The organism is Mesorhizobium sp. M1A.F.Ca.IN.020.03.2.1 (assembly GCF_004023205.1).
Lineage (GTDB): Bacteria > Pseudomonadota > Alphaproteobacteria > Rhizobiales > Rhizobiaceae > Mesorhizobium.
In genome coordinates this window covers 1-3,665 of the sequence record NZ_RZSV01000367.1, presented here as the reverse complement: position 1 = coordinate 3,665, position 3,665 = coordinate 1, and the positions used below count along the sequence as shown (strand labels likewise).

2 protein-coding genes and 1 pseudogene are annotated in these 3,665 nt (G+C 64.5%); all 3 read left to right on the top strand.

Annotated features, from left to right (window positions below; genetic code table 11):
- Positions 1 to 66: 66 nt before the first annotated feature.
- Positions 67 to 2,412: pseudogene (locus EOA79_RS30660) on the top strand (FAD-dependent oxidoreductase); the annotation flags it as partial.
- Positions 2,413 to 2,504: 92 nt separating this feature from the next.
- Positions 2,505 to 3,353, top strand: coding sequence for a DUF1194 domain-containing protein (locus EOA79_RS30655; RefSeq protein ID WP_095825683.1), 849 nt, complete (start codon positions 2,505 to 2,507; stop codon positions 3,351 to 3,353).
- 114 nt (positions 3,354 to 3,467) lie between these two features.
- The coding region (locus tag EOA79_RS30650) for a beta/gamma crystallin family protein (RefSeq protein WP_245489970.1) at positions 3,468 to 3,665 on the top strand (198 nt) is incomplete at its 3' end.

Here is a 3,665-nt window from a genome sequence, read left to right as displayed (position 1 = left end):
GAGCAGGACGAGGACTGAGTGTAAAAGAAAAGACACGAGGTTCGAGAAGGAGGGACGAGGAGCTAGTCCATCGAGGTCTACGAGAAGATGGGGCATTACGCGCGCATCGGCGGCCTCGAAGTCGCGCGCGTCGGCGACGATGGCCGCATGGACGAGATCAAGCGCAAGATTGCTTCCGCCAAGGCATTCGGCACCCGCGCGCGCCTGATCGAGCCGGCCGAGATCAAGCAGAAGTTCCCGCTGATCGAGGAGCATCTTGTGCAGGGCGGGTTGTGGGACCCCGACGCCGGTCTCGTCATCCCGCGCTCGCAGACGGTGGCCGGCAAGCTCGTCGACCAGGGTGTCGCTTCCGGCAAACTCCAGGCTTTCGCCAACACCTCGGCCAAGGACCTGATCGTCGAGAACGGCCGCATCAAGGGCGTCGTGACCGAGCGCGGCACGATCGAAGCCGATTATGTGGTCGTCTGCACCGGCATTTGGGGCCGGCTGACCGCGGCACTGGTCGTCGAAGACCTGCCGGTCATGCCGATCGACCACCCGCTGACCTTCTTCGGCCCGTATAACGAGTTCGCCGGCACCGGCAAGGAGATCGGCTGGCCGCTGCTGCGCGACCAGGGCAACTCGGCCTATATGCGCGACACCGGGGATCCCAAGACCGCGGAGGGCGGGCAGATCGAATGGGGCTATTACGAGGAGACCAATCCGCGCCTTTGCCATCCGCGCGACCTGCTGGAAAAAGACCAGGCGCGGCTCTCGCCCTCGCAGCGCGACCTCGACATGGAGCAGATCATGGCGCCGCTGGAGCGCGCCATGGAACTGACGCCGATCCTCGGCGAGCTCGGCTACAATGAAGGCCATTCCTTCAACGGGCTGCTGCAGGTGACGACCGATGGCGGGCCTTCGATGGGCGAAAGCCAGAAGGTCAGGGGCCTCTGGTACGCCGTCGCCATCTGGGTCAAGGACGGCCCGGGTATGGGCAAGCTGATCGCCGACTGGATGACCGACGGCCGCACCGCGATCGATCATCACGCCATCGACTATGCGCGCTTCTACCCGCACCAGACGAAGGAAGAGTTCATCTGGGATCGCTGCACCGAGACGGCGATGAAGGTCTACAATCCGGCGGTGCATCCGCGCGAGCCGTTCTCCAAGGGCCGCAACATCCGCCGCTCGCCGTTCTGGGAGCGCGAGAAGGAACTCGGCGGCTACTTCATGGAGCTAGGCGGCTGGGAGCGCGCCCATGGCTATGCCGCCAACGAGCATCTCCTGGAAAAATACGCCAACCGCGTCCCGGTGCGCGAGAATGAGTGGGACAACCGCCATTTCTGGCGCGTCTCCAATGCCGAGCATCTGGCGATGAGCGAGGATTGCGGCATCGTCAACCTCTCGCATTTTTCGATGTACGACGTGGAGGGGCCGGATCATGTCGCGCTGCTGGAATGGCTGTGCGCGGCCAAGATCGGCGGCGACAACAATATCGGCAAGGGCATCTACACCCACTTCCTCGACGAGGAGGGCATGGTGCGCGCCGACTTCACCGTGATCCGCATGGCCGATCGCTGCCGCGTCATCGACGGCGCCGACGCCGGGCCGCGCGACTTCCGCTACATGCAGCGCACCGCGCAGGACAAAGGTTTCGATGTCACTGTCACCGACGTCACCGAAAAATACGTCACCATCGGCATCTGGGGACCGAATGCGCGCACGACGCTGCAGAAGGTGGTCGAGGACCCGAACGGGCTGACGCCGGACAATTTCCCGTTCGCGGCGATCAAGCCGATCAGGATCGGCGGAAAGGACGTCACGGCCTTCCGCATCTCCTATGTCGGCGAGCAGGGCTGGGAACTGCATATGCGCTATGAGGACGGGCTCGCCGTCTGGGACGCGCTGCGCTCGACCGGTGTGATGCCGTTCGGCGTCGAGACCTACGCCAACACGCGCCGCATGGAGAAGAGCCTGCGGCTGCAGAACGCCGACCTCTTGACCGAATACAATCTGCTCGAGGCAGATCTTGCCCGCCCGAAGGTCAAGGAGAACGACTTCTGCGGCAAGGCCAAGCACCTGGAATATCGCGCCCGCGAGCATCAGCCGGCTATGCTCTGCACGCTGGTGATGACCGAGAACACCGATTCCAAGGGCGTCGCGCGCTATCCGGTCGGCATCATGCCGGTGCAGGATCCCGCGACCGGCGAGACGCTGGTCGACGAGCTCGGCCGGCGCTCCTTCACCACGTCGGTCGCCTACGGCCCGACCATCGGCAAGAACATCGCGCTCGCCTATCTGCCCTGGGCCTGCTGCCAGGAAGGTCGCAAGCTGCAGGTGGAGTATTTCGGCGAGACCTATCCGGTCGAGGTGGCCGGCGTCGGCTACAAGCCGCTTTACGACCCGGAGAATCTCAAGCCGCGCAGCTAAGCGAGCGCGCGTTCGTCCGGATTGGTGGAAGGCCCGGTCGACGCCGGGCCTTTTTGCTTTGTTCATGCGCGATTATCGCTTACCGTTGCGTCATGTCCGCTTTGGGCCGAACAAGGCATTGGCTTTCCGGCGCCGCCGCGCTGGCGCTGCTCCTCGGCCCGCCCACGCGATCGAGTGCGATAGAGCCGGTGGATGTCGAGCTGGTGCTCGCAGTCGATGTTTCGCTCTCCATGTCGCCGGCCGAACTCGAGATCCAGCGCCGTGGCTATGCGGCGGCACTGACGGATGACAACGTGCTCAAGGCCATCGCCGACGGCGTCCACGGCAAGATCGCGGTCACCTATGTCGAGTGGGCCGGCACCAGATGGCAGCGGGTCGTCGTACCGTGGACAGCGATTGCCAATCGCGCCGACGCCGAACGGATCGTTGCGCAGATGAACGCACGTCCGCCGGACAGCGCGCGACGTACTTCGATCTCCGGCGCGCTGGCCTTCGGCAGCGACCTTTTCGCCGAAAGCGGCTTTCAGGGGACCAAGCGCGTCATCGACGTTTCGGGCGACGGACCCAACAACCAGGGCGCGCCGGTCGACATCACGCGCGACGAGGTGGTGAGGCAGGGCATCACCATCAACGGACTGCCGCTGATGACAAGGGGCGGGTACGGCGGCGCCTTCGACGTCGCCAATCTCGACCGCTACTACAGCGACTGCGTGATCGGCGGGCCGGGCGCCTTCATGATCCCGGTCAACGACTGGACGCAATTCCCGGAAGCGATCCGTCGCAAGCTGGTGCTCGAGCTCGCCGGCCCGGCCTCGCGGCAATGGGCGGCAGAAGAGGCGGCTCACCCGCCGGTCGTGCTTGCCGACGACAGGCCGGCCGCCGATTGCCTGGCCGGTGAGAAGATGTGGCGCAACCGCGGCTGGATGATGGATAGCCGGTGACGGTCGGCAAGCTCCGCCGGAGCGGGGTTCGGACTTGCTTCCTCGTGTAGCACAATGGCAAAATGTGATCGGGCCCGCGCCATCGCGCAACGCGATGAAATGAGGAAATATTGCATGAAACGTTTGGTCATCCTGGCGGCGCTTGCGTCGACAATATTTGCCGGAAGCGTCAGCGCCCAATTTTACGGCGAGGCCGCCTGCGTGCTGTTCGAGAATGCGAACTTCCGCGGGCGCTCGCTTGCAATGGGTCCTGACGACGCCGTCAATTTCCGGGGCGGCTTCTGGAACGACCGCGTTTCCTCGGTGCTGGTG

Coding starts and splice junctions, on each gene's coding strand:
- EOA79_RS30655 (WP_095825683.1), top strand. CDS start 2,505: ATGTCCGCTTTGGGCCGAACAAGGCATTGGCTTTCCGGCGCCGCCGCG.